This is a genomic window from Bradyrhizobium erythrophlei, from assembly GCF_042430365.1.
Taxonomy (GTDB): Bacteria; Pseudomonadota; Alphaproteobacteria; order Rhizobiales; family Xanthobacteraceae; genus Bradyrhizobium; species Bradyrhizobium erythrophlei.
The window spans coordinates 91,005-116,913 of the sequence record NZ_JBHMET010000270.1 but is presented as its reverse complement, the minus strand read 5'-3'; the positions used below and the strand labels follow the sequence as shown (position 1 = coordinate 116,913).

The 25,909-nt window shown below is 64.5% G+C and carries 26 protein-coding genes; 6 read left to right on the top strand and 20 right to left on the bottom strand.

From position 1 onward, the window contains the following. From ACFFWD_RS41765 to dnaK, 19 genes are all read right to left on the bottom strand, one after another. A complete protein-coding gene (locus tag ACFFWD_RS41765; RefSeq protein WP_376975230.1) occupies positions 1–897 on the bottom strand; it encodes an ABC transporter permease in 897 nt (298 codons plus the stop codon). Next, positions 894–1,844, bottom strand: a complete 951-nt coding sequence (locus ACFFWD_RS41760; RefSeq protein WP_376975229.1) for an ABC transporter permease — start codon at positions 1,842–1,844, stop codon at positions 894–896. Before ACFFWD_RS41760 ends, ACFFWD_RS41765 begins: the two co-directional genes overlap by 4 nt. An 87-nt stretch (positions 1,845–1,931) precedes the next feature. Continuing rightward, complete coding sequence (locus tag ACFFWD_RS41755; RefSeq protein WP_376975228.1) at positions 1,932–3,353, bottom strand: amidase; 1,422 nt, start codon at positions 3,351–3,353, stop codon at positions 1,932–1,934. Positions 3,354–3,477: 124 nt separating this feature from the next. Further along, positions 3,478–4,416: a carbohydrate kinase family protein gene (locus ACFFWD_RS41750; protein ID WP_376975227.1), complete on the bottom strand. Its 939-nt coding sequence runs from the start codon at positions 4,414–4,416 to the stop codon at positions 3,478–3,480. Positions 4,417–4,429: 13 nt separating this feature from the next. Next, complete coding sequence (locus ACFFWD_RS41745; RefSeq protein ID WP_376975226.1) at positions 4,430–6,085, bottom strand: FGGY-family carbohydrate kinase; 1,656 nt, start codon at positions 6,083–6,085, stop codon at positions 4,430–4,432. An 86-nt stretch (positions 6,086–6,171) separates the two neighbouring features. Further along, complete coding sequence (locus ACFFWD_RS41740) at positions 6,172–6,945, bottom strand: SDR family NAD(P)-dependent oxidoreductase (RefSeq protein ID WP_376975225.1); 774 nt, start codon at positions 6,943–6,945, stop codon at positions 6,172–6,174. A gap of 86 nt (positions 6,946–7,031) precedes the next feature. Then, the gene (locus ACFFWD_RS41735) at positions 7,032–8,036 is read right to left on the bottom strand and encodes an ABC transporter ATP-binding protein (RefSeq protein WP_376975224.1); all 1,005 of its coding nucleotides are present in this window, start codon (positions 8,034–8,036) and stop codon (positions 7,032–7,034) included. A 17-nt stretch (positions 8,037–8,053) separates the two neighbouring features. Continuing rightward, positions 8,054–8,884, bottom strand: coding sequence for a carbohydrate ABC transporter permease (locus ACFFWD_RS41730; RefSeq protein WP_376975223.1), 831 nt, complete (start codon positions 8,882–8,884; stop codon positions 8,054–8,056). Between the two features lie 4 nt (positions 8,885–8,888). Continuing rightward, positions 8,889–9,761: a carbohydrate ABC transporter permease gene (locus ACFFWD_RS41725; protein WP_376975222.1), complete on the bottom strand. Its 873-nt coding sequence runs from the start codon at positions 9,759–9,761 to the stop codon at positions 8,889–8,891. A 93-nt stretch (positions 9,762–9,854) separates the two neighbouring features. Next, positions 9,855–11,168, bottom strand: coding sequence for an ABC transporter substrate-binding protein (locus ACFFWD_RS41720; RefSeq protein WP_376975221.1), 1,314 nt, complete (start codon positions 11,166–11,168; stop codon positions 9,855–9,857). Positions 11,169–11,324: 156 nt separating this feature from the next. Then, positions 11,325–12,278, bottom strand: coding sequence for a sugar-binding transcriptional regulator (locus ACFFWD_RS41715; protein WP_376975220.1), 954 nt, complete (start codon positions 12,276–12,278; stop codon positions 11,325–11,327). 10 nt (positions 12,279–12,288) lie between these two features. Then, entirely contained in the window at positions 12,289–12,954 is a 666-nt protein-coding gene (locus ACFFWD_RS41710; protein ID WP_376975219.1) for an HAD family hydrolase, read from the bottom strand. Positions 12,955–13,011: 57 nt separating this feature from the next. Then, on the bottom strand, positions 13,012–13,422 hold the full coding sequence (locus tag ACFFWD_RS41705; protein WP_376975218.1) for a thioesterase family protein: 411 nt from the start codon (positions 13,420–13,422) through the stop codon (positions 13,012–13,014). A gap of 30 nt (positions 13,423–13,452) precedes the next feature. Further along, entirely contained in the window at positions 13,453–13,686 is a 234-nt protein-coding gene (locus tag ACFFWD_RS41700; protein WP_376975217.1) for a hypothetical protein, read from the bottom strand. Positions 13,687–13,843: 157 nt separating this feature from the next. Next, positions 13,844–14,119 carry a chaperone modulator CbpM gene (locus ACFFWD_RS41695; RefSeq protein WP_376975216.1) on the bottom strand — a complete coding sequence of 92 codons (276 nt, stop codon included), beginning with the start codon at positions 14,117–14,119 and terminating at the stop codon, positions 13,844–13,846. After that, entirely contained in the window at positions 14,116–15,018 is a 903-nt protein-coding gene (locus ACFFWD_RS41690) for a DnaJ C-terminal domain-containing protein (protein WP_376975215.1), read from the bottom strand. Before ACFFWD_RS41690 ends, ACFFWD_RS41695 begins: the two co-directional genes overlap by 4 nt. 360 nt (positions 15,019–15,378) lie before the next feature. Beyond that, positions 15,379–15,777, bottom strand: coding sequence for a DUF992 domain-containing protein (locus tag ACFFWD_RS41685; RefSeq protein ID WP_376975214.1), 399 nt, complete (start codon positions 15,775–15,777; stop codon positions 15,379–15,381). Positions 15,778–15,893: 116 nt separating this feature from the next. Next, positions 15,894–16,586 (bottom strand): CDGSH iron-sulfur domain-containing protein, encoded by a 693-nt coding sequence (locus ACFFWD_RS41680; protein WP_376975213.1) that lies wholly within the window; start codon positions 16,584–16,586, stop codon positions 15,894–15,896. A gap of 127 nt (positions 16,587–16,713) precedes the next feature. Beyond that, on the bottom strand, positions 16,714–18,606 hold the full coding sequence (dnaK, locus tag ACFFWD_RS41675; protein WP_376975212.1) for a molecular chaperone DnaK: 1,893 nt from the start codon (positions 18,604–18,606) through the stop codon (positions 16,714–16,716). 650 nt (positions 18,607–19,256) lie between these two features. On the opposite strand from dnaK, the gene clpB reads away from it, so the two are divergent. The 5 genes from clpB (at position 19,257) to ACFFWD_RS41650 (ending at position 24,424) form a co-directional block, all read left to right on the top strand. Continuing rightward, positions 19,257–21,869: an ATP-dependent chaperone ClpB gene (gene clpB, locus ACFFWD_RS41670; RefSeq protein WP_376975211.1), complete on the top strand. Its 2,613-nt coding sequence runs from the start codon at positions 19,257–19,259 to the stop codon at positions 21,867–21,869. Between the two features lie 81 nt (positions 21,870–21,950). Then, positions 21,951–22,223 carry a DUF2171 domain-containing protein gene (locus ACFFWD_RS41665; RefSeq protein WP_376975210.1) on the top strand — a complete coding sequence of 91 codons (273 nt, stop codon included), beginning with the start codon at positions 21,951–21,953 and terminating at the stop codon, positions 22,221–22,223. Between the two features lie 123 nt (positions 22,224–22,346). After that, positions 22,347–23,402 (top strand): Dyp-type peroxidase, encoded by a 1,056-nt coding sequence (locus ACFFWD_RS41660; protein WP_376975209.1) that lies wholly within the window; start codon positions 22,347–22,349, stop codon positions 23,400–23,402. Continuing rightward, positions 23,395–24,213 (top strand): family 1 encapsulin nanocompartment shell protein, encoded by an 819-nt coding sequence (locus ACFFWD_RS41655; RefSeq protein WP_376975208.1) that lies wholly within the window; start codon positions 23,395–23,397, stop codon positions 24,211–24,213. The genes ACFFWD_RS41660 and ACFFWD_RS41655 overlap by 8 nt, the downstream gene beginning before the upstream one ends. A 16-nt stretch (positions 24,214–24,229) precedes the next feature. Then, entirely contained in the window at positions 24,230–24,424 is a 195-nt protein-coding gene (locus ACFFWD_RS41650) for a hypothetical protein (RefSeq protein ID WP_376975207.1), read from the top strand. 81 nt (positions 24,425–24,505) lie between these two features. Here the strand turns inward: ACFFWD_RS41650 and ACFFWD_RS41645 are convergent, their stop codons facing one another. Further along, complete coding sequence (locus tag ACFFWD_RS41645) at positions 24,506–24,961, bottom strand: SgcJ/EcaC family oxidoreductase (protein ID WP_376975206.1); 456 nt, start codon at positions 24,959–24,961, stop codon at positions 24,506–24,508. Positions 24,962–25,340: 379 nt separating this feature from the next. Here ACFFWD_RS41645 and ACFFWD_RS41640 point away from each other — a divergent pair, with 379 nt between their 5' ends. After that, the gene (locus tag ACFFWD_RS41640) at positions 25,341–25,907 is read left to right on the top strand and encodes a LabA-like NYN domain-containing protein (protein WP_376975205.1); all 567 of its coding nucleotides are present in this window, start codon (positions 25,341–25,343) and stop codon (positions 25,905–25,907) included. The last annotated feature ends 2 nt before the right edge of the window (positions 25,908–25,909 follow it).

Genomic DNA, 25,909 nt, shown 5'->3' with positions numbered 1-25,909 from the left:
TCAACGCTCCCGCGCCAGCCGCGGATCGAGCAGATCACGCAGCCCGTCGCCGAGGAGATTGAGGCCGAGCACAGCGACCGCGATCGCAGCACCCGGATAGACCGCGAGCATCGGCGACTGGAACAGCAGCGTCTGGGCGTCGTTGAGCATGCGCCCCCATGACGGCTGCGGCGGCTGCGTGCCGAGCCCGAGATAGGACAGCGCGGCTTCAGCGAGGATCGCGAGAGCGAACTGGATCGTCGCCTGCACGATCAGGATCGACATGATGTTCGGCAGCACGTGCTCGATGGTAATGCGGAAGGCGCCCTTCCCCGCCGCGCGTGCGGCGAGCACGAATTCGCGCGCCCAGACAGCATTGGCGGATCCGCGGGTGACGCGCACGAAGGTCGGAATCTGGAAGATGCCGATCGCGGTGATCGAGGTCACCATGCCTGGCCCGACGACGGCGGCAAGCATGATCGCGGACAGCACCGCGGGAAATGCGAAGGTGAAGTCGCTCATCCGCATGATGAGCTCTTCGGTCCAGCCCTTGCGGGCGGCTGCGATCAGGCCGAGGCAGACGCCGAAGGTCAGGCCGATGCCGACCGCAACCACACCGACCATGATGGTGGAACGGGCCCCGACCAAGAGCAGCGAGACAATGTCGCGACCGAGCACGTCGGTGCCGAGCCAATGCGCGATCGACGGCGGCCGCAGCTTCGACGCCACGTCGATGTCGTAGGCCGACCATGGCGTCCAGACCAGCGACAGCAACGCCGCGCCAAGCACGAGCAGGCTGAGCACGCCGCCGAGCACGAAGCTGCGATGGCGTAGCGCGCGGCGCCAGAAGCCCGTCACTGGCCTCGCGGCCGGCGTCACGGCGGGCGCATTGGCGGAAGCAGTCAGCGGCGCGCTCACAGGTTATGAACCTTGATGCGCGGATCGATGAATGCATAGAGCACGTCGACCACGAAATTGACGACCACCACCATCGCCGCCAGCAGCATCACGCAGTTGCGCACCACGATCAGGTCGCGATTGGCGATCGACTGGAAGATCAGACGGCCGAGGCCCGGCAAATAGAACACGTTCTCGATCACGATGGTGCCGGCCAGCAGATTGGCGAATTGCAGGCCCATCACCGTCATCACCGGGATCATGGCATTGCGCAGCACGTGGCGCCACAGCACCTCGCGCTTGCCGAGCCCTTTCGCGCGCGCCGTCCGGACAAAATCCTCGCGCAGCACCTCGAGCACCGCCGAGCGCGTGACGCGGGCGAGGATCGCGGCTTGCACCACGGCGAGCGAAATCGAAGGCAAGAGCAGCGAGCGTATTCCGGGCCAGATACCGTCGTCCCAGCCGGCAAATCCGCCGGCGGACAGCAGTTGCAGCTTCACCGAGAACAGCAGGATCAGGAGGATCGCGAACCAGAAATTCGGCAGCGCAATCCCGACCTGGGTCAGCGACATCACGCCGACATCGCCGAGCTTGTTGTGATTGGCGGCCGTGTAGATACCGGCGGCAAGCGCCAGCACCACCGTGATCAGCATCGACATGATCGCGAGCGGAATGGTCAGCACCAGCCGCTCGGCGATCAGGCCTGCCACCGGCGTCCCATAGACATAGCTATTGCCGAGGTCGCCGACCGCCATGCCCTTGAGCCAGTGCAGGTAGCGAAGGGTCAGCGGCTGATCCAGCCCGAGCTTGACGGTGAGCGCCCGCACCGCATCGGGCGAGGCGTCGGCGCCCATCAGCATCTGCGCGGCGTTGCCGGGCAGCGCATCCAGCACAAGGAAAATGATCAGCGAGGCGGCGAACAGCGTCGCCACCAGGGTCAAGATCCGCCGTAGGATGAAGACGCTCATGCGCTCCCGGTTTCAATGGATATGGGCGCACGTTTCAACATGTTCGCGGTCGAAAGCAAGCCCCTAGCAGCGCTCTGTCGGGGACGGTCAGGCCGGCCAGCGGCCGAGCAGATCGCTCGACGCCTCGAACAGCGCCGAGACGCGCAGCAGTTCCACCTCGCCACGGAAGCGGCCGACCAGATGCAGGCCGATCGGCAGGCCGTCGCGGCCAAAGCCGGCCGGAATGCTGATCGCGGGGTGCCCGGTCATGTTGAACAACATGGTCCAGGGAAACCAGTGCGGCCGCACGCTGTCGAAGCTCTGTCCATCGATGTCGATGGTGCCGAACAGGTCCTGGTCGATCGGAAGTGCGGTGCGGGTCAGGGTCGGCATCGCCAACAGGTCGGCCCGCGCAAGCATCCCCTGCACGCGGCGGAACAACGCGGTGCGGTCGAACATCGCCTGCTGGAAATCGATGCCGCTGACCTTCGTGGCCAGTGCGAGTTGCTTGAGGAACGTTTCGCTCAAGTCGTCAGGATGGTCGGCCGCGAGCTTCTCGAAGCGGGTGCGCCAGGCGGTGTGATTGATGGCGCGCCAGATCGGCTCGATGTCAAAGCCCTCGCCGGAGAATTCCTCGAGCTCGGCGCCGAGGCTCGCCAGCCGGTCGAGGCTCGCCTTGAAGGCGGCCGCGACGTCTGACGTGACCGGACGTCCGGGCGGCGACAGGCAGAACAGAACCCGTCGGCCGCGCAAATCGCCGCGCGGCGCTGCGACCTCGGGGTAGTCGGGCACGGGCACGCCGATCGACCAGGGATCGGATGCGTGTTCGCCCGCCATCGCCTGCAGCATCAGCGCGGTATCGGCGACGGTGCGCGTGGTCGGCGTGACATAGGTCTGGTTGCCGAAGGCGTCCTGCACCTGGCTGTGCGGGATCACGCCGTTGCTCTGCTTCAGCCCGACGACGCCGTTACAGGCAGCCGGAATCCGGGTCGAGCCGCCGCCGTCGGTCGCAACCGCCAGCGGCGCGATTCCGCTTGCCACCGCGACCGCAGCGCCGCCGCTGGAACCGCCGCTGGTGCGTTCAGCACTCCAGGCGTTGCGCGTGCGGCCGAACAGCGGCGAGTCGGTCAGGCACTTGCTGCCGAACTCCGGCGTCGTCGTCTTGCCGATCAGGATCCCGCCCTGCGCACGCAGCCGCGCAACGGCCACGGCGTCCTGGTCCGGCAAATTGTCGCGATAGGGTACCGCGCCGAACGTCGTTCGCACCCCCTTGGTGTTGACGATGTCCTTGACCGTGAAGGGAACGCCATGCAGCAGGCCGAGCGGCTCGCCAGCCATGATTTGCCGCTCCGCGGCATTTGCCTGTGCCATGGCCTCGTCAGCGCACAGCGTGATGAAGCAATTCAGTTCCGGTTGCAGCCGCTCGGCGCGCGCCAGCACCGCCGCGGTGACCTCGACAGGAGATATCTCCTTGCGGACCATGCGCGCGCGAAGCTCGACGGCGGACAGGAAGCACAGATCTTCGTTCATCCCAAGAAAGCGCTCGCTTCAGACCATGACAGCTACATCGTGCCGCGCTGAGCGCAGCAAGTCCATCGCGTCGGGCGCATGGCGGCACGCGAGCCGGGCACGGTCCCGCATACCCCCGGACGGCTTACCAGTAGTCGGCGGGAAGCTCGCGGCTGCGCGGTGGATCGGCACCCGCACGCGTACAGGTGAAGGCCGCGCATTTGCAGGCAAAGGACAGCGCGCGCTTGAGGTCCGCCGCACTGACATCCCGTAACCGCTGCCGCTCGATCCGGCCGAGCCGATACAGCGCCGCCAGCAGCGCGGCCTGAAAACTATCGCCGGCACCTATCGTATCCACCACCTTCACCGCCGGCGCCTCGGCCTCGATCAACCCCGTCTGATGGTGCCAGGCGCAGGCGCCAAGGTTTCCTCGGGTGATGACGACGAGGGACGTCCCCTCCGACAGCAAGGTCTCCGCCCTCGTCGCGTAGGGCTCATCGCCAAACAGATAGGCAAAGTCGACATCCGACATCTTCACGATGTCGGCTTGGCGACAGAACGTCGCCATCCGCGCGCGGTAGACATCCTTGTCCTTGACCAGGTTCGGCCGGCAATTCGGGTCGAGGGAAATCGTCGCCGACTGCCTGATGTCCGCGATCAGGGCGAGGGTCTCGGCCGCGCCCTTCTCGTTGACAAGAGTCGTCGAGCCGACATGAACGCATTCAATGCCTGCACGCGGGATCGCGCCGCGCTGATAGGTCCAGTTCCGCGACGCGGTATCCGCATCATAGAAGGCATATTGAGTCTCGGTCCCGGTCACGCGCGCAAAGGCGAGCGTGGCCTGATGGTCGCTACGGGTCGCAAAGCCGATATCGACGGCCGAGTTCGCGGCGTGATCGGCGATCATGGTGCCGAACGTGTCGGTCGAGATGCCACCGACAAAGCCGGTGGGAACGTCGAGCCGCGCGGTCCCGATCGAGATATTGAGGCAGGAGCCGCCGACCGCGGGCGTCAGGGCCTCGCGCCCGTCGGCCGTTGTCGACGGCAGGAAATCGATCAGCGCATCTCCGCAAGAGAGCAGCATGGTTGCAAATGTCCTATGTCAGCGGCGCGCCGCCGGGCGCGTTGCGCATCGCCTCGCGGCTGCCGCGATCGAGATCGCGCAGCATCCGGTGCACGCCGCGCTTCCTGCGATGGAACTCGGCCATCTCAGGACGGGTCGGCTCGCTGAGGCGCCCGAGCGCCGACATGCCAGCCATCGCAGCGTTGATCGAGCGATGCGCGCCGCTTGCGACCGCACCCAGCATCGCGGCCCCCAGCAGCACGGGCTCCTGTGTCTGCGGCAGCGCCACGGTGTAGCCGGTCGTATCGGCCATGATCTGCCGGACCAGCGGGCTGCGGCTCGCACCGCCGCCGATCACGATGGTCCTACCGTCGACGCCATGCGCCTGGAACGCATCGATGACATCGGCAAGCCCATAGGCGAGCCCGCACAGGCCGGCGACGAACAGGCGTTCCATCGCGGATACATCCGTGTCGAGATCAAGCCCCGCGATGACGGCGCGCGATCCCGGATCGGCATAGGGCGAGCGGTTGCCGAGGAACTCCGGCAGCACGTGAACATTGCGCGCCAGCAGCGCCGCGGTGCCCGCGTCGCCGCTACGCGCCAGGATGCGCTTCTCGAGGAATTCGATGAAATCGACGCCCTCGCGCTTCGCCACGGCCTGGACTTCGGCGTGCGCCGGATGCGAGCGGAGCAGATGATCGATCGCAGCACCGGCTGCGGACTGGCCGCCCTCGTTCAGCCAGTAGCCGGGGACCATGCCCGAGAAATACGGCCCCCAAACGCCGGGCACGAAACACGGATCGACCGTCGTCGCCATGATGCAGGCCGACGTCCCCATGATGTAGGCGAGCCGCCTGCAGACATCGACATCGGCGCCTGATACGTCGCGGCCGCCAATCGCGCCGACCCCGCCGGCATGGGCATCGATCAGCGAGGCGCCGACCGCTGTCCCCGGCGTCAAGCCGAGATCGAGCGCGGCGATATCAGACAATCCGCGGCCGAGCGGCGAGCCGGGCGGCACGATCTCGGTGCCGATCCGCGCATAGCGCTCGGTTGCGAAGTCATCCAGCCCGACGCGATTGAAGAAGCGCTCGCTCCAGCCGCCCTCGCCGGCCACATAGGTCCATTTGCAGGTGACGGTGCAGGTCGAGCGCGCCAGTGACCCCGTGGCACGGAACGAGAGATAGTCAGCGAGGTCAAAGAAATGTCCGGCGGCATCGAAGCTCGGGCGCAGGTGCCGCTTCAGCCAGAGGAGCTTCGGGATCTCCATCTCCGGCGAGATCAGGCCGCCGACGTAACGCAGCACGCCGTCGCCGGTCGCGTTGACGAACTGCGTTTCCTCCATCGCGCGGTGGTCCATCCAGACCACGACATTGCGCGCGTGATCGCCCGACGTGCTGACCGTGAGCGGCCGCCCGTCCGTGTCGAGCACCACCAGCGAGCAGGTCGCATCGAAGCCGATGCCTTTGACGTGCTCGGCCGCGACGCCCGCCTCGCGCATGGCGCCGCGCACCGAAGCCACGCAGGCCGCCCAGATATCGTCGGAGGATTGTTCGACAATGTCGCCGGCCTCATGCCAGACGCGGATCGGGTGCCGCACCGTACCAAGAAGCTTTCCGGCCTCGTCGAACACACCCGCGCGGGCGCTGGTGCTCCCGACGTCCACCCCGATATAGGCCTGCTGCATTGCCGCTCCGTCAGAGCGCGACGACGTTTCTTCGAAACGTCAGCGCGCTCCCTCTTGCTGTTTGAGCATGATCTCCCGGCGCGAGCTTACCAGCAAGTGTAGCCGCCATCGACCAAAACGATGCTTCCGGTCATCAGGCTGGCGGCTTCGGAGGCCAGGAACAGGACGACGGAGGCGATCTCGTCGACCTGCCCCATCCGCGCCATCGGGGTTCCGCCGATCCAGGCGTCGTACATCCTGGGGCTGTTCTTCACGAAGGCGTTCAGCGGGGTCTCGATATAGGTCGGCGCCACCGCATTGACGCGGACGCCGCGCGTCGCCCATTCGGCAGCGAGCGACTTGGTCAGATGGTGCACCGCAGCCTTGGACGCGTTGTAGAAGCACTGCTCCTGCGGCTTGTTGACGATGAAGCCGGACATCGAGCCGACATTGACGATGGTTCCAGACTTCGCCTGCAGCATGTGGTTGCCGAAGGCGCGGCAGCACCAGAAGGTGCCGTTCAGATTGACATCGATGACGTTGAGCCAGTGCTCGTCTGTCACGGTCTCGGCCGGCGTCTCGCTGCGCGCGATGCCGGCATTGTTGACGAGGATGTCGACCTTTCCGTACTTGCCGACAAGCTCGTCGGCGACCTCGGAGACGCGCCTGGAATCGGTGACGTCCATCAGCGCGATGTCGGCGTCAAATCCCTTGGCCTTCAGCGCCGCCTGCGCGTCGCTGGCCATTTTCGCATCGCGATCGCCGATGATGACCTTGGCGCCGGCTTCTGCAAGAGCCTCGGCACAGGCCAGTCCGATGCCCTGACCGGCGCCGGTAATGATGGCGGTCTTGCCGCCGAGCTTGAATTTCTCGAGATACATTTTCTTCTTCCTTTGCCTGTGCCCCCTCGATGAGCGGGCGCGTCGCCCCGGCCTGAGCGAGTCCAACCCAGAAGATCGTCCGCGTCTTACGCGCGGATCGCCTTTCCGCTGTCGTCGAAACGATGGATGCGCCCCGGTTCCGGGCTCAGCGACACATGGTCGCCCGGGCTCAGGCCCAGCTCGCCGATGTAGCGCGCCGTGAGCGTCCCGAGCGGTCCGGCTTCGACATAGAGGAAGGTGTCGCTGCCGAGATGCTCGGCGACCGCCACCGTGCCCTGCCAGCCCTGCCCGTTGCGCTCGACCTTGAGATGCTCGGGCCGCACGCCGATGGTTGCGGCGCCCTGCTGTTTTGCCGGAGCGCCGGTGATGAAATTCATCTTCGGCGAGCCGATGAAGCCGGCAACGAACAGGTTCGCCGGCTTCTCGTAGAGCTCGAGCGGCGAGCCGTATTGCTCGATCTTGCCGGCGTTCAGCACCACGATCTTGTCGGCCATGGTCATGGCCTCGACCTGGTCGTGGGTAACGTAGATCGCCGTGGTGCCAAGCTGCTTCTGCAGCCGCGTCACCTCGAGCCGCATCTGGACCCGCAGCGCGGCGTCGAGGTTCGACAGCGGCTCGTCGAACAAGAACGCCTTCGGCTCGCGGACGATGGCGCGCCCGATCGCGACGCGCTGCCGTTGGCCACCGGACAATTCGCGCGGCTTGCGGTCGAGATACGGCGTCAGATTGAGCGTTGCCGCGGCGGCCTCGACCTTACGGCTGATCTCGTCCTTCGGCAGTCTGGCCATCTTCAGGCCGAAGGCGATGTTGCCGCGCACGCTCATATGCGGATAGAGCGCATAGGATTGGAACACCATCGACAGCCCGCGCTTGGCCGGCGGCACGTCGACCACGTTGCGTCCATCGATCAGGATGGCGCCGCCGGTGACGTCCTCAAGCCCTGCGATCAGCCGCAAAAGCGTGGTCTTGCCGCAGCCCGACGGACCGACGAACACGACAAAGGACCCATCGGCGATGTCGAGATCGGCGCCCTTGATGATGTGGACCGGCCCGAACGATTTCTGCACACCCTGCAGCGTAATCTGACCCATGGCAAAAAGCCTTTCTGCTACTTGACCGCGCCGAAGGTCAGGCCGCGGACGAGCTGCCGCTGACTGAACCAGCCGAGCACGAGAATGGGCGCGATCGCGAGCGTCGACGCCGCCGACAGTTTGGCCCAGAACAATCCTTCCGGGCTCGAATAAGATGCGATGAACACGGTGAGCGGCGCGGCCTCGAGCGTCGACAAATTGAGCGTCCAGAACGCCTCGTTCCAGGCCAGGATCAAATTGAGCAACAGGGTCGAGGCGATCCCTGGCACCGCCATCGGCGTCAGCACATAGACGAGCTCGCGCCCGATGGTCGCGCCGTCCATCCGCGCCGCCTCGAGGATGTCCTTCGGGATCTCCTTGAAATAGGTGAACAGCATCCAGATCACGATCGGCAGATTGCCGAGGCACAGGATGAAGATCAGCCCGGTGCGACTGTCGAGCAGGCCGAATGTGCGGTAGATCAGGTAGATCGGCACCAGCACGCCGACCGGCGGCATCATCTTGGTGGACAGCATCCAGAGCAGGACGTCCTTGGTGCGCTTGGTCGGCGAAAACGCCATCGACCAGGCCGCGGGGATCGCGATCAGCATGGCGATCAGGGTCGATCCGCCGGCGATGATGATCGAGTTGATCGCGTGGTGAACGTAGTCGCTGCGCTCCTGGACCGTCGCATAGTTCTCCGTGGTCCAGTGGAAGAACAGGAACGACGGTGGGATCGCGAAGGCTTCGAGTTCGGTCTTGAAGCTTGCCAGAACCATCCAGAGGATCGGAAAGAAGATCACGAAGCCGACCAGCCAGGCGGCGAGCGTCGAGATCACCTTGCGTCGCGTCGTCACTTTCCGTGCCATGGCCTCACGCCTCCAGATTCTTGCCGACGATGCGGACCAGGAAGAAGGCGACGATATTGGCGAGCATGACCGCAACCAGGCCGCCGGCCGAGGCGCTGCCGACGTCGTACTGGATCAGCGCCTGCGAATAGATCAGGAAGGCGATGTTGGTTGTCTGCAGGCCCGGCCCGCCGCCGGTGGTGACGAAGATCTCCGCGAACACCGTCAGCAGGAAGATGGTCTCGATCAGGATCACCACCGTGATCGGCCGCGCCAAATGCGGCAGCGTGATGTAGATGAAGGTCGAGATCGCGCGCGCGCCGTCCATTTCGGCGGCCTCCTTCTGCTCCTCGTCGAGCGACTGCAGCGCGGTGAGCAGGATCAGGGTCGCAAACGGCAGCCACTGCCAGGAAATGATCAGGATCACCGAGAACAACGGAACGTCGTTGAACCAGTCGATCGCCGGGACGCCGAACAATTTAGCGATCCAGGCGAACAGCCCGGACACCGGATGCATCAGAAGGTTCTTCCACACCAGCGCGCTCACGGTCGGCATCACGAAGAACGGCGCGATCACCATCAGGCGGACGATCGAGAGCCCGACCACCTGCTGATCGAGCAACAGCGCCAGCGGCACGCCGAGCACGATTGTGATCGCGAGCACTGAGCCAACCAGCACCAGGGTGTTCTGCAGCGAGGCGAGAAAGGCGGGATCGGTGAGGAAGTAGCGGAAATTCTCCAGGCCGACGAATGATTCGGAGCCGGGGTCGAGCAGGTTGTAGTGCAGTGTCGCGAAATAGATCGTGAGCGCGAGCGGCACGATCATCCAGATGAACAGCAACGCGACGGCAGGCGTGAGCAACGTTCGCGCGAGCAGTTGGGTCTGCTGGGTCGCCATCCCCACCTCCTGTTGGGAAAGGCGACCATCCCGTTGCGGGACAGGATGGTCGCGAGCGGCCAGCTCGGGAGGGTTGAGCTGGTCGGTTGAAGCCTACTTGATATAGCCCGCGCGCTTCATTTCCCGCTCAGTCGAGGACTGCGCAGCCGAGAGCGCGGCGTCGACGGAGGTCGACCCCGAGAGCGCAGCCGAGAACTGCTGGCCCACGCTGGTACCGATGCCCTGGAACTCAGGAATCGCCGCGTACTGCACGCCCACATAGGGCACAGGCTTGACCGTCGGTTTGTTCGGATCCGCCGCATCGATCGAGGCGAGCGTCAGCTTGGCGAAGGGTGCGACCTTCAGATAGTCCGGGTTCTGGTACAGCGAGGTCCGCGTTCCCGGAGGCACGTTGGCCCAGCCTTCCTTGGATGCGACGAGCTTGGTGTAGTCCTTGCTGGTCGCCCAGGCGATGAACTTCGCGGCCGCGTCGACCTTCTTCGAGCCCGCCGGAATCGCGAGATTCCACGCCCACAGCCAGTTGGCGTTCTTGCCGAGCCCGGTATTGGGCGCGAGCGCAAAGCCGACCTTGTCGGCGACCCTGGAGTCCTTCGGGTTGGTCACGAATGAGGCGGCAACGGTCGCGTCGATCCACATCGCGCATTTGCCGGCGTTGAACAGCGCGAGGTTCTCATTGAAGCCGTTGGAGCTCGCGCCGGGAGGACCGGCCTGCTTCATCAGGTCGACATAGGTCGAGAGCGTCTTCTTCCATTCCGGCGAATTGAACTGCGGTTCCCACTTCTCGTCGAACCAGCGGGCGCCGAAGGAATTGGCCATCGCGGTCAGGAACGCCATGTTCTCGCCCCAGCCGGCCTTGCCGCGCAGGCAGATGCCATAGACGCCGGCATCCTTGTCGGTCAGCTTCTTGGCGGCATCGATCACGAAGTCCCAGGTCGGCTTTTCCGGCATGGTGAGGCCCGCCTTCTGGAACAGGTCGGTGCGATACATCACCATCGAGCTCTCGCCATAGAACGGCGCGGCATAGAGCTTGCCGTCGACCGAGACCGCGTCGCGAATCTTCGGCAGGAGGTCGCTGACGTCGTACTCGGCGCCGAGCTTGTCGAGCGGGACCAGCCAGTTCTTCTTGGCCCAGATCGGAACCTCGTAGGTGCCGATGGTGAGCACGTCGAACTGGCCGCCCTTGGTGGCGATGTCGGTCGTGACGCGCTGGCGCAGCACATTCTCCTCCAGCGTCACCCATTTGACGGTGATGTCCGGGTTCTTGGCGGTGAATTCGCTGGTGAGCCCCTGCATGCGGATCATGTCGCCGTTGTTGACGGTCGCAACCGTCAACGTCGTCTGGGCGACGGAGGGGGCGGACATCAAAAGGGCAGCCGCGCCGGTGACGGCGCAAAGGACGTTTTTCAAGGTAACCTCCCATCGTCACGTTGAGCATATGCCCACGTGTTGAGCGTATGTTCAACCTGCCTCGAATCTTTGTCAAGCGCGCGGACGCGACGGCGCACGCGATTTTCGTCGCCGTCGCATTCTGGAATGGAGTTTTTGCAGACGCGAAGAGAGCGCCTAGCGCTCGAGCACTGCCCGTGCGGTGGCTTCGTCGGTGATCAGGCCGTTGATCACGCGGCCGATCAGCGCGGCCTTGATCGCCGGCACCTTGGCCGCACCGACGGCTGCGGCAATCGTGGTGGATTCCGCCGGGATTTGCGGCGGAATGCTCGTCAGCCGCTTGTTGGTGCCGCCCTTGATGATGCGTCCCTTGACGTCATAGGCCCAGCCGGTGACCTCGCCAACCGCGCCGAGGCGCATCATTTCAAGCAGCTCCTCGCGGGTGACAAAGCCGTCGACATGCACCTGGGCCTTCTGGTCCATCTGCCCGATACCGATCAGCCTGAGGTCGGCCTTGGCCGCGACCGCCTTCACCTTCGCGATCGGCTCGATCCGAACCATGCGGTTGCGCTCGTCCTCGCTCGACATCAGGAACGGCAGCGGCATCGGATAATGGCGCGCGCCGGTGCGGTCGGCGAGCCGCCCCACGGTGTCGTAGAAGCTCGCCGAGCCGTCGGCCGAGATGTTGCCGACCAGCGAGACAATCTGGTGATCGGGCCGCTCGATCGGCGAGACCCGCTCGACCGCGGCGCGCACGGCGCGACCAGTGCCCAGCGCCACGATGACCGGCGTTTCCGAGCGCAACGTCGTCTCCAGAAGGTTCGCGCAACGCTCGGCAATACCTGCGGTCGACAGCGGCGCCGACGGATCGGTCGGAACGACCTCGCAATGGACCAGGTCGAATCGCGCCTTCAGCCTGGAGGCCAACTCCATGCAGGCCGCGATCGGATGCTCGAGACGGAAGGTGATCAGGCGCTCGGCGAGGCACAGCGAGACCAGGCGCTGCGCCGATGCGCGCGACACCTGCAGCATCCTGGCGATCTCGTCCTGGGTGTGGCCCGCGATGAAATAGAGCCAGCCGGCGCGCGCCGCATCGTCGAGACGGGACTTTTCGTTGTCGGGCGCCACCATCGTCCTATCGTCAGCCTTCCGTCCAGAATGCCGTCATCGAAGCGAAAACACGATTCGCTCCTGCCCGGCGCAGCAGACCACCACCATCACGCGAGCGATAGTGGGAGCCGCCGACAAATCCCCACACTCTCATGCCCGCCGCCCGCGCCGCCGTCACGCCGCTGACGCTGTCTTCGATCACCAGCGTCCGGCGCGGCTCCGCGCCCATCCGGCCTGCCGCATGCAAGAACAGATCGGGCGCCGGCTTGCCGTGCTTGACCATCTGCGACGTGTAGAGGCGCCGACCGAAATAATTCGCAAGGCCGGTCAGCTCCAGGGAAAACGACACCCGGTCGAGGTCGCTCGAGGACGCGACACAGTGCGGCAGGCGCAAGTCCGCGAGCAGCGCCGCAACCCCGGAGATCGGCTTGAGCTGCGCGCCGAACGTTTCCCGCACCTGCCGCGCCAGATCGGTCAGGAAGTCCGCGGGCAATTGCCGGCCAAGGTCGCGGCAATACGCGATCACGGCCGCGGTGCTGCGGCCGAGGAAAAGTTCGAGCGCCTGCTCGGTGCTCATCTCGATGCCCGCCTGCCCCAGCGCCTCGGACAGGCAGCGACAGCTCAGTTCCTCGCTGTCGACGAGCACGCCGTCGCAGTCGAAGATGACAAGGTCGATCTCGGGAAGCCGGGAGTCCATCCCCGCATGAGATCATATGCTCATGCAATGAGCAATAGTTCAGAATTTGAGACGACCTCAGGGGGCCCGCCGCGGACCCGCCTTGGCATCGAGACGCTGCATGAGGCGGCGCAGATCGATCACCATCCGCTCATGCGTCCCTCTGCCGATCTCCTCGACCTCGTCATGCGCGGTCACGGCAAAGACGATCCGCCGTCCTTCCACATGGGTGACTTCCGCCTCGGCCGTCACGCGATGCCCGACCGGCGTCGCCGCGACGTGGCGAACGTCGACCAGCGTCCCGAGCGCAGTCTCGCCCGGCTCCAGATAGCGTCTGACGGCATCGAGCGCGGCGTTCTCCATCACCAGAACCATGATCGGCGTCGCCAGCACCGGCGGCAATATCGAATGCTTGAACCGGTTCGCCAGATGTTCTGATGCGACGACCAGCGTTGCTCTTCCCTTTGCGCCCGGAGGTATCGCAAGCATGTTTCGCCTCCTGCCGCTCGCGGCGATCCGTCAAGCCGGTGTGCCGGTGCCCAGGAACACGGGAGCCAGATCTTCATGGACGATGATACCGGCCGCTTCCGGCGTCAGTTCGCTGCCGACGAGATCCAGATTCTTTGCCGCTTCGAGCAGCATCGCCCGCACGTCGTCCGGAGACAGCACGCCTTTCATGACGAGCTTGCGCACCAGCGCCTGCAGGATGAGAACGTCGATTTGGCCGTGTGCGAGCGGGGTCGGCTTGTCCATCGTTGTCGTCTCCCGGGTCGTTCGTTCCGTCTTCGGATACGGGATTGAAGGCCTAGAGCAATTTCGGCTCTGATTGAATCAGAACCGAAATTGCTCTAGATTCATTTCCGACGCGTTTTCTTCACGCGAACCGGCATCCACTTCGCTCGAAAACGGTCTAGCGCGACGGCGTCTCGATTTCCTTGTGCAATTGCTCGAACGCCCGGCGCAGGCCATGCAGTTGATCGACGAGATGGAGAATGACGTCGATACCTTCGTCGTTGACGCCGAAATCGCCTTTCAGCTCCCGGATCAGATGCGCTCGTGCGACGTCCTTATCGGAGAACGCCATGTCCGCCGACGTTTGATCGGGAATAAGCCACTGCTGCTCGATCCAGAACTCCAGCGTCTGCACCTGGACGCCCGCGCTGGTCAGGAACTGCTGCTTGTTCATGATGTGCCATCCTCACGCGGATTGAACGCCTTCCTGTCCCACTTGGAAACGAATTCCTCGAGTTCGGGATTCGGCCCCTTGGGCAACACCACTTTCAGCTTGACGAACTCGTCGCCGTTCCCGCCGCCTGGGCGCGGCGCGCCCTTGCCCTTCAGCCGCATGGTCGTGCCGGTGTTCGCCCCTTTCGGGACTGTCATCGTCACGGCACCGGTCGGCGTCGGGACGCGAATCTTTCCGCCGAGCACCGCCTCGGAGAGCGAGATCGGCAGTTCGAGCGTGATGTCGTCGCCGTCGCGCGTGAAGCGGGGATCGGGCCGGACCTCCACCTCGATCAGCGCGTCGCCTGGCCCGCCTTTGCCGGTGCCGGGCGCGCCCTTGCCGCGCAGGCGCAACACCTGCCCGTCCACCAGGCCCGGCGGAATCGTCACGTCGAGGGCGCCGCCGTCGGGCAGTGTCAGGCGCTTGTTCGCGCCCGCGATCGACTCGGCAAAGTCGATCACAAGGCTGTAGTGCAGATCGCGGCCACGCCGGTTGGCGCGCGCCTGCTCGGTGCGTCTCAAGAGCTCGGCAAACGCATCGTCCGAATCCATGTAGTCGGCGTAGCCGGACGCGCTGGCGTAAGGATGCCCCTCGTCTGACGTGGCGAAATCCCGATAGTAACGATGCTGCGGCCGCTCCGCTCCCGACGCATCGATCTCGCCGGCGTCGAAGCGCTTGCGCTTGTCGGAGTCGCCGAGCAGGTCGTAGGCGCCGGCGACTTCCTTGAACTTCTCTTCCGCCGCCTTGTCTCCGGGATTGAGATCCGGATGCAGTTTCTTCGCAAGTTTTCGGTATGCTTTCTGGATATCGACTGAAGAAGCCGTCGGGGCAACGCCGAGAATCTCGTACGGATTTCTCACAACCTACTCCGCAACCAGGTTAGTCCGCCCGGAATCATGAGGGCTCAAAACAGAAGGATTTGCAATACCGTTCGCACCGATCGACCGGTGCCGACCAGCCATGCGAGATTGAGGTCGTGTTTGCGCTACGACGTATGTCCGGGATCCAGATAGGTCGGCATGTTCTTTTCTTGCTGGGGCGTCATCCTGGCGGTGTCCGGCTTACCGGGTACGCCCCGCGGCCCGAGCAAAGCGCGCGTGATGTCATCCTCACTCAAGCGAGCCTTGCCGTCGTCGAGTTGTCCATTGCCTCCGTGACTGGGTCCCATGTCGGACCTCCTCGGCTGGACCGTCTGAAAGTACCGCACTTCGGAAAGCCGGTCACGGTGCCGCGCGGAGCTCAAGGCCTCCGAGGCCCGCGGCAATGGTGAGGCCAGCCTCGTCCTGCGAGCTCACGGGCTGCAGCGCGAACGAACCGGTCGAGCCCCCGGTCAGCACATTGCCGCGGCCGCCCGCGACGCTTTCGCCGCCGGCGTAGGTGCCGGCGAGGTCGCCGCCCCGGCGCCACGGCACCGGCGCAAAGACCTTCCAGGCCACCGCAACTTCCGTGCTGCCGATGTCGATGCCAAGCCCCTGAATGGCTGCGACGTAGCGTTCGTCCGGCACGCCATCGGCGTGCAGCACGCAGTCGAGGTTGATCACCGATCCCAGGATAAAACCCGACGCCGGCACCGCCGCGGCATTCGAGCATGCCCACCTGAACCTGCTGTGCCTGGACATCGGTAGCGCCGATGGACGCGGTGAGCGTGGCCGCGGCAATGGCGGCAGGGACAATCAAATGGCGCATTGAACCACACCCAACATTATCGTCGCCGATTCAGCGGCGTCCGCATGCGCTACTTCGCACGAAACTTGATGGCGGCATGCGTGCCATCGCAGAACGGTTTGTTCTTGGACTCGCCGCAACGGCAAAGCGTCACGCGATTGCGCACCTCATACGCCTCGCCATCGGCTGAGATGATCGCAATGCCGCCGCGCAGCCAGAGCGGCCCGCTGCAAGCCTCGGCCGGATCTTCAATCAGGCCGATCGTCGGCTCGAGGTCCGGCTCGAGCGCGGTCCCGGTCGCCTTGTCCCACGCGACCAGCCGGCCCGACGGGCAGCTGTGGACCTGTCGAACGAACGTCGCGCGCACCTCCGGATCGTCGGTCTGTGCAACCTGGCTCCAGACCTGGCCGTTCGGGTCGCAAAACCGCGCGAACGCGCACAGCTTCTCGGCGTCGAGCAGCGCCAGCGAAGGACCGTCGAACACCTTTGCCTGATCGCGGTATGGGGTCCGGTCTGCAACCTCAGTTCCGTCGAAGCCGACCGTGGCATGGGTGCCGTCGCAAAATGGCTTCTTGTTGGACTGCCCGCACCGGCACAACGCAAATTTCGGCGGAGTTTCCGGCAAGTCCTTCTCGATCCAGGCCTGCGATGATCCATCGGGGCCGGTTGCGATGATCTGCTCCGACAATTTAACACCGCCCGTCACCATGTAGGGACCGTCGCGCGTGACGGTCACACGCACCGCGCTGTCCGATTTCGTCACTGGCCCTCTCCTGACACTGGCCTGCGGATGCCGCGTCACGCCAGAGTCCCGCGCCGCGGTGGCTGTCCGGCATGGACGCGGAAAACCCTGGATGTGGCGCGACATCCGATCTTGCTCGATCGAGACGTCACGCCGACTTCTTCTTGTCTTCGTCGTCGATTTCGGTGAATTCGGCGTCGACGACATTCTCGTTGCCCGACCGAGCGGCGCCGGGCTGAGACTGTGCATAGACCGCCTCACCGAGCTTGATCGATTGCTGCTGCAAGGCGCTCGCCTTGCTCGTGATCAACGCCGCGTCATTGCCCTTCAGCGCCTCGCGCAGATCGGCCATGGCATTCTCGATGCCGCGACGGTCCGTCTCCGACAGCTTCGCGCCGTGCTCGGCCACCGTCTTCTCGGTCGCATGCAGGATCGTCTCGGCGTGATTCTTGGCCTCGACGGCTTCCTTGCGCTTCTTGTCTTCGACAGCGTGCGCTTCGGCGTCCTTGATCATCCGCTCGATGTCCGCCTCGGAGAGCCCGCCGGACGCCTGGATCTGGATGCGCTGCTCCTTGCCGGTCGCCTTGTCCTTGGCCGAGACATTGACGATACCGTTGGCATCAATATCGAACGTCACCTCGATCTGCGGCATGCCGCGCGACGCCGGCGGAATGCCCATCAGGTCGAACTGCCCGAGCATCTTGTTGTCGGCCGCCATTTCACGCTCGCCCTGGAAGACGCGGATGGTGACGGCATTCTGATTGTCTTCAGCGGTCGAGAACACCTGGCTCTTCTTCGCCGGCACCGTGGTGTTCCGCTCGATCAGGCGCGTGAAAACGCCGCCGAGCGTTTCCAGCCCGAGCGACAACGGAGTCACGTCGAGCAACAGCACGTCCTTGACGTCGCCCTGCAGCACGCCGGCCTGGATCGCCGCGCCGATGGCGACGACCTCGTCCGGGTTGACGCCCTTGTGCGGCTCCTTGCCGAACAGTTGCTTCACCACGTCCTGGACCTTCGGCATCCGGGTCATGCCGCCGACCAGCACCACCTCGCTGATTTCAGCGGCAGTGAGGCCGGCATCCTTCAGCGCCTTGCGGCAGGGCTCGATGGTCTTCTGGATCAGATCGTCAACCAGCGATTCGAACTTGGCGCGGGTCAGCTTGATCACCAGATGCTTCGGACCGCTCGCATCCGCCGTGATGAACGGCAGGTTGATCTCGGTCTGCATGGCGGTCGACAGCTCGATCTTGGCTTTCTCCGCAGCCTCCTTCAGGCGCTGCAAAGCGAGATTGTCGTTGCGCAGGTTGATGCCCTGCTCCCTCTGGAACTCGTCGGCCAGATAGTTCACGAGGCGCATGTCGAAGTCCTCGCCGCCAAGGAATGTATCGCCGTTGGTGGATTTGACCTCGAACACGCCGTCGCCAATATCGAGAATGGAGATGTCGAACGTGCCGCCGCCGAGGTCGTAGACCGCGATCTTGCTGTGCTTCTTCTTCTCGAGCCCATAGGCCAGCGCGGCGGCGGTCGGCTCATTGATGATGCGCAGGACTTCGAGGCCGGCGATCTTGCCGGCGTCCTTGGTCGCCTGTCGCTGCGCGTCGTTGAAATAGGCGGGGACCGTGATGACCGCCTGCGTCACCTTCTCGCCGAGATTGGCCTCCGCGGTGTCCTTCATCTTCTGCAGGATGAAGGCGGAGATCTGCGAGGGTGAATAGGTCTTGCCGTCGGCCTCGACCCAGGCATCGCCGTTCGAGGCCTTGACGATCTTGTAAGGAACAAGCGTTTTGTCCTTCTCGACCATCGGGTCGTCATAACGCCGGCCGATCAGCCGCTTCACGGCGAAGATCGTATTGGTGGGATTGGTCACCGCCTGCCGCCTCGCCGGCTGCCCGACCAGCCGTTCGCCATCGCTCGTGAAGGCGACGACCGACGGCGTCGTGCGCATGCCCTCGGCATTCTCGATAATGCGGGCGTTCTTGCCGTCCATGACGGCGACGCAGGAGTTCGTCGTTCCCAGGTCGATTCCAATAACTTTACCCATTGCGCACTCCCCTGATTCTGGTTTCGTTGCTGGGCCTTCCGCCAACACTTGACGCGCAGCGCCGGGATTTGGTTCCCGGGCGCTGCGATTGTCGAGCCACAAGGACAGCGGCACTCTCCCATTATGCGTGGTAACTAATGTTGGCCGATGGCTGGCTGCCGGGCACCTTGTGCGCGCCTTCGGCGTGGGCACCGCTGATTTGCGTACAATTGTAACGATCCGGGCGAGGCGCTCAGCGGTCGATCTCCCGACCCCTGCTCTTCCGGTTACCGTTCGCGTCCTTCGCGGGCCGCCCGGTTCATCCGGACAAACCGATCATCGTCACGCGCTGCTTGCGTCGTATCATCGCTAAACCGGTCGTCGCGTTTCAGAGTCCGCGATCCGCCTCATCCCCGCGCGATGACATGAGCGCTTTGCCTGTCGCCGCTCCCGACACGTCATGTCCCTGCACGCTGCTCTCGGACATTGACACTCCCTCGAAACGATCACACGATACGAGAGAGAACGGAACAGCCACGTCCGCTTGCTCGGCCGGCGTAGCCGCAAGCGAATATACCAAATGATAGATGTCATCGTTCCGCCATCCATCGACGGCGTGAATGCGTGGCACATGGACTTCTCGACGAGCGTTGTTGCCCTGAGGTGCCACGATGGACATAGAAAAATATACCGATCGCGTACGGGGTTTCATCCAGTCAGCACAATCGCTCGCGATGCGCGAGGGCAATCAGCAGTTCACACCGCTGCATATCCTGAAGGTTCTGCTCGACGACAATGAAGGCCTCGCGGCGGGCCTGATCGATCGCTCCGGAGGCAACTCCCGCGCGATCCTCAAGGCCACTGAGGAAGCCCTGGCCAAACTACCCAAGGTGAGCGGCGCCGGCTCGGGACAAATCTATCTCGCGCCGGAGACCGCGCGCGCCTTCACCGCGGCGGAGCAGGCTGCCGAGAAGGCCGGCGACAGCTTCGTGACCGTCAAGCGTTTGTTGCAAGCGCTGGCGGCCGACAAGGACAGCGACGCCGGCAAGCTGCTCGCCAAGGGCGGTGTCACCCCGCAGAACCTCAACGCCGCGATCAACGCGCTGCGCAAGGGTCGCACCGCCGACAGCGCCTCCGCCGAAAACGCCTATGACGCGCTGAAGAAATATGCCCGTGACCTCACGGCGGCCGCACGCGAAGGCAAGCTCGATCCGGTCATTGGCCGCGACGAGGAGATCCGCCGCACCATCCAGGTGCTGTCGCGCCGGACCAAGAACAATCCGGTCCTGATCGGCGAACCCGGCGTCGGCAAGACCGCGATCGTCGAAGGGCTGGCGCTGCGCATCGTCAACGGCGACGTGCCGGAGAGCCTGCAGGACAAGGCCTTGCTGGCGCTCGACCTTGGCGCCCTGATCGCCGGAGCAAAATACCGCGGCGAGTTCGAGGAGCGGCTCAAGGCCGTGCTGCAAGAGGTGACGTCGGCCGAAGGCGGCATCATCCTGTTCATCGACGAGATGCACACGCTGATCGGCGCCGGCAAGGCCGACGGCGCCATGGATGCATCGAACCTGCTGAAACCTGCGCTCGCCCGCGGCGAACTGCACTGCATCGGCGCGACCACGCTTGACGAATACCGCAAGCATGTCGAGAAGGACCCGGCGCTCGCCCGACGCTTCCAGCCGGTGTTCGTGTCGGAGCCGACGGTCGAGGACACGATTTCGATCCTGCGCGGCCTGAAGGACAAATACGAGCAGCATCACGGCGTCCGCATCGCGGACTCGGCGCTGGTCGCGGCCGCGACGCTGTCGAACCGCTACATCACCGACCGCTTCCTGCCCGACAAGGCGATCGACCTGATGGACGAGGCCGCGGCACGACTGAAGATGCAGGTCGATTCCAAGCCGGAAGAGCTCGACTCGCTTGATCGGGAGATCATCCGCCTGAAGATCGAGCAGGAGGCGCTCAAGAAGGAGACTGACCGCGGCTCCCGGAGCCGGCTGGAAACGCTGGAGAAGGATCTCGCCGATCTGGAGAAGAAATCGGCCGACCTGACGTCGAAATGGCGGGCGGAAAAGAGCAAGCTCTCGGACGCGCAGAAGATGAAGGGCGAGCTCGAGCAGCTTCGCACCGAACTCGCCAACGCGCAGCGCAAGGGCGAATTCCAGAAAGCCGGCGAGCTGGCCTATAGCCGGATTCCCGAGCTCGAGAAAAAGCTCGCCGCGGTCGAGGCCAGCGAGACCTCGTCGATGAGCGAAACGGTGACCGCCGACAACATCGCGCAGGTGGTCTCGCGCTGGACCGGCGTGCCGGTCGACAAGATGCTGGAGGGCGAGAAGGACAAGCTGCTGCGGATGGAGGAGATGCTCGGCAAGCGCGTCGTCGGCCAGGCGCAGGCCGTTCGCGCGGTGTCGACGGCAGTGCGCCGGGCGCGCGCCGGACTGCAGGACCCCAACCGGCCGATCGGCTCGTTCATGTTCTTGGGTCCCACCGGCGTCGGCAAGACCGAGCTTGCCAAGGCGCTCGCCGAATATCTGTTCGACGATGAAACCGCGATGATCCGCCTCGACATGTCCGAATACATGGAGAAGCATTCGGTGGCGCGGTTGATCGGCGCGCCTCCCGGCTATGTCGGCTATGACGAAGGCGGCGCGCTCACCGAAGCCGTGCGCCGGCGGCCGTATCAGGTGGTGCTGTTCGACGAGATCGAGAAGGCACATCCCGACGTCTTCAACGTGCTGCTTCAGGTGCTGGACGACGGGCGCCTGACCGACGGCCAGGGCCGCACCGTCGACTTCCGCAACACGCTGATCATCATGACCTCGAACATCGGCGCGGAATATCTCGTCAACCAGCCGGAGGGCCAGGATACCAGCGCGGTCGGCGAGCAGGTGATGAACATGGTGCGGGCGCACTTCCGCCCCGAATTCCTCAACCGCATCGACGAGATCATCCTGTTCCACCGCTTGCAGAAGAACGAGATGGGCCGGATCGTGGAGATCCAGTTCGCCCGCCTGCGGAAGCTGCTCGAGGATCGCAAGATCGAACTCGAGCTCGACCCGAAGGCGCGCGACTGGCTCGCCGACAAGGGCTGGGATCCCGCCTATGGCGCGCGGCCGCTGAAACGCGTGATCCAGCGCAGTATGCAGGACCCGCTGGCCGAAATGATCCTCGCCGGCGACGTGCGCGACGGCTCGGAGGTCAAGATCTCCGCGACCAAGGGAGGCCTCACCTTCAACGGCAAGAAGCCGGAGACCGCCGCGGCGGACGAGTTCGAATCGGTCTGATCGCATCGACGACGCTCAATGTCATCGCCACGTCGTCGGCCAGCATCATAGCCATGCAGGACCTCAACCAGGGAGGAAGCCATGTCGGAGCAGAGGATCAAGGAAGACATGGAGATCATCGGCGCCGATGGCGTGCATGTCGGCACCGTCGATCGCGTCGTCGGCAATCGCATCAAGCTCAAGCAGCCCGATAGTGGCGAAGGGCTTCACAAGGGTCACCATCACTATATCGAGCTCGGCTTCGTCGCGGGCGTCGAAGGCGCGAAGGTTCGCTTGTCCGCCGTTGCCGCGATCGCCGTGACGCTGGAGGAGGAGAGGTCCGGAAAGCCGACCGGTCCCGCTGCGGAAGCCTAGCCATTGGTGCTCTTGTAGAGGCAACATTTGCGTGCTCCTCTCCTTGTCGCTTGATCATCCACCGGGCGTATTGCCCTTGCTCTCTGCAGTCGTGGACTAACGGTTCTAGTTAAGGAGAGACGCGTGCCATCAGCCGTTCCGCAACCGGTCGCTGCGAAGCTGACGCGCGCCGCCATCTTTCTCGTCGTCACGATCAAGCCTGGGCCTGAACATGATGCCGTTGTGCGCTCGCTGTGCGGCGAACTGGCTGCGCTCTTGCGTGCCGTGGGCTTCCGCGATCTCGAGGGCCGGCTGTCATGCGTCATGGGGATCGGCTCCGACGCATGGGATCGCCTGTTCGGCGCGCCGAGGCCAAAGGAGTTGCATCTGTTCCGCGAGATCCACGGCATTCACCACGCCGTCGCGACGCCCGGCGATCTCATATTTCACATCCGCGCGGTAAGCATGGACCTCTGCTTCGAGCTTGCGACACAGATCATGGCCCGGCTCGGCGATGCGATCGTCTCGTCGGACGAGGTCCACGGCTTCAAATATTTCGACGAACGCGACCTGCTCGGCTTCGTCGACGGCACGGAGAATCCGGACGACCAGGCGGCCATCGACGCGACCATCATCGGCGAGGAGGATGCGGCGTTTGCCGGCGGCAGCTACGTGATCGTGCAGAAATACCTGCACGACCTGAAACGCTGGAACGAGCTGCCGGTGGAGATGCAGGAGAAGATCATCGGCCGGACCAAACTATCTGATATCGAGCTGGACGACGCGGTGAAGCCGACCTCGGCGCACAACGCGCTGACGACGATCGTGGAGAACGGCGAGGAGCTCGACATCCTGCGCGACAACATGCCGTTCGGCGACACCGGCAAGGGCGAGTTCGGCACCTATTTCATAGGCTACGCGAAGTCACCGCACCGGATCGAGCAGATGCTTCTGAACATGTTCGTCGGCCGGCCGCCGGGCAACTATGATCGCCTGCTCGACTTCAGCCGCGCCGTCACCGGCACGCTGTTCTTCGTGCCGTCGGCGACATTCCTCGAGAATGCCGCGAGCGCGGCTCCCGCGCCCGCCGAACCGTCCACCAACAATGTCGAGACCGACCAGGCGCCCACAGCAAGAATGCCGCCGTCCGACGGCTCGCTCGGGATCGGCTCACTGAAAGGAGAGGCTGGACATGAATAACCTTCATCGGGGACTCGCCCCCATCTCAGACGCGGCATGGGCCCAGATTGAAGAGGAAGCCTCCCGCACCCTGAAGCGCCATCTGGCGGCGCGGCGGCTCGTGGATGTGGATGGCCCGAAGGGGACCGATTTCTCCGCGGTCGGCACCGGTCATCAGCGGCAGATCCAGACCCCGGGCGACGGCGTCGAAGCCGCGCAGCGCGACGTCAAGGCGCTCGTCGAATTGCGCGTACCGTTCGAGCTCTCGCGCCAGGCGATCGACGATGTCGAGCGCGGCGCCAATGATTCCGACTGGGATCCGCTCAAGGACGCAGCGCGCAAGATCGCCTTCGCCGAGGATCGCGCGGTGTTCGACGGCTACGCCGCCGCCGGCATTCAGGGCATCCGCCCGGGCAGCAGCAATCCGGTGCTGACGCTGCCGCCCAGCGTGAAGAACTATCCCGCCGTGGTCGCGCAGGCGGTAAGCCAGCTCCGGCTGGCCGGCGTCAACGGCCCCTATACGCTCCTGCTCGGCACCGAGCCCTACACCGCGATCGGCGGCGCGACCGATGACGGCTATCCGGTCCTGCAACACATCCAGCGTCTGGTCGACGGCAAGATCATCTGGGCGCCGGCGATCGAGGGCGGCGTCGTGCTCTCAACCCGCGGCGGCGATTTTCAGCTCAGCGTCGGCCAGGACCTCTCGATCGGCTATCTCAGCCATTCGGCGACCAGCGTCCGCCTGTATTTTCAGGAGTCCATCACGTTCCTGTTGCTGACGTCAGAGGCGTCGGTGGTGCTCGCGCCGGAAGCGAAGAAGAAGTCAGGCTAGGAGGAGGAGGCACGCAATGCAGGAATACGATCTCTACATCAATCCGAAGAGGGCATCGGTGGGCCTCTATGTCCGCAAAGGCGCAGGCCTGCCCGATCTCGCCGATTCCAAGGACTGGGTCTTTGACGGCACCGCGGCGCAGGCCAATCTGCCGGCCGAGCTTGTGAAGCAGATCGAGGCCAACGGTCACGCCTTCCGCAACATGGATTGAGCCCGAGGCAGCGGCGCACCTGCCCGCTTGCGCGAGGCGCCGCGCCGTCCTCCGGCATCATCGTCCGGCACGCCCCGCGATTCAGAACAGAGACCAGGCGGCGCGCGCCGCGCGTGCGGTCGCCAGCACGCGGCCCTTGTCCGCGCAGAGCGTGTTGTGAAACGCGGTGATGCGCCAGCCCGCCTCGGTCTTCACCAGGATCAGCGAGGGCCGCGCCCGATAGACACCCGCGGCGGGGCCGGTCGCCACATCGAGGCGTGACTCCAGGTGCACGAGCGCAATGTCCGGCGCTAGGAACCGCAGCTGCTCGATCATCGAAACGATAACGCTGTCCCGATAGATGCCCGTGAATATCTCGCGATGACCCTCGGCGATGGCATGCCGGCCGCGCTGGTGATCGCCGTTGATGATGACCGCGTTCGCGTCATTGGTGAACAGCGCGGCATAGCCGTCAGCATCATGCGCGTTCCACTCGAGACTCATCCATTCGATGATCCCGGCGATATCGGCCCTTGCCCGTCCCGCTTCGGCAGTCAAGACACGCTCCCTGTATCGTGATCGAAGAACGTCCGGCAGGCTAGCCGCAGCACCGCGACATGTCGTTAGCTGACCGCGAAGGCGCTTGACGGCCGGCGCACACGGCCCGTCATTGTCAACTGGTGTGGCCGGCCCGCACTGAAGGCGTCGCCCTGCCGGTTTGTCGTCGGGCGAACCGGCGTTGACCGGACACGAATTCTCACGCTGATGTGAAACGCGAATTGCCGCCTGCGGCGACAGAAAACATGCGTGCCGGTGTTTACCAGCGAGACCCGTCCAGGACCCGAATCCATTCACAGACCATCATGCGGATATCTGACGAACGCGAGTTTGCCGGCTCGGATCATGCTTTGGTGAAGACGTTTGCTATGGAGTTTTCATGTCGAGTTTCGCAAGCAGGATTGCCCTGTTCATCGACGGCCCCAATCTCGAAGCCACGTCGAAGGCGCTCGGCTTCCATATCGACTATCGCAGGCTGTTGGGCGAGTTTCGCACGATCGGCACCGTCGTCAGGGCCTTCTACTACACGCCGATCTCCGACGATCCCGAGCATCGCTCGGCAAGTGCACGCGCGGACTGGCTTTCCTATAACGGCTACACCGTCGTGGCCAAGCGGGCCACCGAGTTCAGCGACGGCCCGGGCCACCGGGGGATCAAGTGCAGGATCGAGATCGATCTCGCCGTTCAGGCCATGGAGATCTGCCCGCACGTCGACGAGATCATGCTGTTCTCGGGAAACGGCAAGTTCCGCGCCCTCGTCGAGGCGATCCAGCGCCGCGGCGTCCGCGTGACCGCGGTCTCCACCATGGCGAGCCGCACGCCGATGATTGCGGACGATCTGCGTCGCCAGGTCGACGCGTTTCTCGACCTGGTCCGGCTGCAACAAAGGCTGAGCCACATGCCGGTGGCGGCAACCGATGCCGAGGTCCTGCAATATGTCGAGTGAGC

Coding starts and splice junctions, on each gene's coding strand:
- ACFFWD_RS41760 (WP_376975229.1), bottom strand. CDS start 1,844: ATGAGCGTCTTCATCCTACGGCGGATCTTGACCCTGGTGGCGACGCTG.
- ACFFWD_RS41755 (WP_376975228.1), bottom strand. CDS start 3,353: ATGAACGAAGATCTGTGCTTCCTGTCCGCCGTCGAGCTTCGCGCGCGC.
- ACFFWD_RS41750 (WP_376975227.1), bottom strand. CDS start 4,416: ATGCTGCTCTCTTGCGGAGATGCGCTGATCGATTTCCTGCCGTCGACA.
- ACFFWD_RS41745 (WP_376975226.1), bottom strand. CDS start 6,085: ATGCAGCAGGCCTATATCGGGGTGGACGTCGGGAGCACCAGCGCCCGC.
- ACFFWD_RS41740 (WP_376975225.1), bottom strand. CDS start 6,945: ATGTATCTCGAGAAATTCAAGCTCGGCGGCAAGACCGCCATCATTACC.
- ACFFWD_RS41735 (WP_376975224.1), bottom strand. CDS start 8,036: ATGGGTCAGATTACGCTGCAGGGTGTGCAGAAATCGTTCGGGCCGGTC.
- ACFFWD_RS41730 (WP_376975223.1), bottom strand. CDS start 8,884: ATGGCACGGAAAGTGACGACGCGACGCAAGGTGATCTCGACGCTCGCC.
- ACFFWD_RS41725 (WP_376975222.1), bottom strand. CDS start 9,761: ATGGCGACCCAGCAGACCCAACTGCTCGCGCGAACGTTGCTCACGCCT.
- ACFFWD_RS41715 (WP_376975220.1), bottom strand. CDS start 12,278: ATGGTGGCGCCCGACAACGAAAAGTCCCGTCTCGACGATGCGGCGCGC.
- ACFFWD_RS41710 (WP_376975219.1), bottom strand. CDS start 12,954: ATGGACTCCCGGCTTCCCGAGATCGACCTTGTCATCTTCGACTGCGAC.
- ACFFWD_RS41705 (WP_376975218.1), bottom strand. CDS start 13,422: ATGCTTGCGATACCTCCGGGCGCAAAGGGAAGAGCAACGCTGGTCGTC.
- ACFFWD_RS41700 (WP_376975217.1), bottom strand. CDS start 13,686: ATGGACAAGCCGACCCCGCTCGCACACGGCCAAATCGACGTTCTCATC.
- ACFFWD_RS41695 (WP_376975216.1), bottom strand. CDS start 14,119: ATGAACAAGCAGCAGTTCCTGACCAGCGCGGGCGTCCAGGTGCAGACG.
- ACFFWD_RS41685 (WP_376975214.1), bottom strand. CDS start 15,777: ATGTCCAGGCACAGCAGGTTCAGGTGGGCATGCTCGAATGCCGCGGCG.
- dnaK (WP_376975212.1), bottom strand. CDS start 18,606: ATGGGTAAAGTTATTGGAATCGACCTGGGAACGACGAACTCCTGCGTC.
- clpB (WP_376975211.1), top strand. CDS start 19,257: ATGGACATAGAAAAATATACCGATCGCGTACGGGGTTTCATCCAGTCA.
- ACFFWD_RS41665 (WP_376975210.1), top strand. CDS start 21,951: ATGTCGGAGCAGAGGATCAAGGAAGACATGGAGATCATCGGCGCCGAT.
- ACFFWD_RS41655 (WP_376975208.1), top strand. CDS start 23,395: ATGAATAACCTTCATCGGGGACTCGCCCCCATCTCAGACGCGGCATGG.
- ACFFWD_RS41650 (WP_376975207.1), top strand. CDS start 24,230: ATGCAGGAATACGATCTCTACATCAATCCGAAGAGGGCATCGGTGGGC.
- ACFFWD_RS41640 (WP_376975205.1), top strand. CDS start 25,341: ATGTCGAGTTTCGCAAGCAGGATTGCCCTGTTCATCGACGGCCCCAAT.